The 1,072-nt window shown below is 50.2% G+C and carries 1 pseudogene; it reads left to right on the top strand.

Features of this window, described 5'->3' with window-relative positions:
• Window positions 1–183 precede the first annotated feature (183 nt).
• A pseudogene (locus FGG15_RS20030) lies at window positions 184–1,056 on the top strand (IS3 family transposase); the annotation flags it as partial.
• Window positions 1,057–1,072 lie beyond the last annotated feature (16 nt).

Here is a 1,072-nt window from a genome sequence, read left to right as displayed (position 1 = left end):
GTGAGATGGGCATTGACACCAGCACTTTTTATTATTGGAGGAAGAAGTACGGGGGGGCATGGAGGTTGCCCACATGAAGCGTTTGAAGGAGCTGGAGGAGGAGAACCGTAAGCTCAAGCAGATGTACGCCGATGTACGTTTGGATGTACGGATGCTCAAGGACGTACTGTCAAAAAAGTTCTAGGGCCTTCCGACAAGAAGCACCGTGCCAAGTACCTTCAGGACATCTATTCGGTAAGCGTTTCGCGATCCTGTCAAGTGCTTGAACTTGCCCGTTCGATGTGGTACCACCACAGCAGGAAGGACGATTCAGAGGTCATCGCCGCCCTTTCAAGGTTGGCGGGGGAACTGCCGACCAAGGGCTTTGAGGTGTACTATAAACGGCTTCGTCGAGAAGTCCACAACTGGAACAGGAAACGTATCCTGCGTGTCTACAGGGCCATGAACCTTAAGCTTCGCAGCAAGCACAAGAAACGTTTGCCGGCAAGGGTAAAGAATCCGTTGGAGGCACCAAATGCCCTGAACGAGGTCTGGAGCATGGACTTTATGGCCGATGTGCTCTCCGATGGGAGGAAGATCAGGGTGTTCAACGTTATGGAGGACCATAACCAAGAGGCCCTTGCCATGGACGTGGGACTGAACTATCCCGCAAAGAAGGTGGTGGAGACCTTGGAACATTTGGAGGAAGAGACAGGGCTTCCCAAAACGATACGTTGCGACAACGGTCCGGAGTTCATATCAAGGACATTGGCCGATTGGTGCAAGAGAAAGCGGATAGAGCTTAGGTTCATACAACCCGGGAAACCCGTACAGAACGCATTTATGGAACGGTTGAACAGACACTACAGGGAGGACGTGCTCGATGCCTATTGGTTCAACGATCTGCACCAGATAAGGACATTGACCAACCAATGGATGGAAGACTACAATACAAAACACCCGCACTCGGCATTGGGAGATATGTCACCAAGGGAATACAAAGACCGTTTCGGGGAGGAATTCCTCCCCGAAACAAACATTATTAATGAAAAATTGTTGAATTTAGAGTTATCCTAAAAAGGGGAAGGCTACA

The organism is Flagellimonas algicola (genome assembly GCF_005937185.1).
Lineage (GTDB): Bacteria > Bacteroidota > Bacteroidia > Flavobacteriales > Flavobacteriaceae > Flagellimonas > Flagellimonas algicola.
This window is presented reverse-complemented; position numbering and strand designations above follow the sequence as displayed.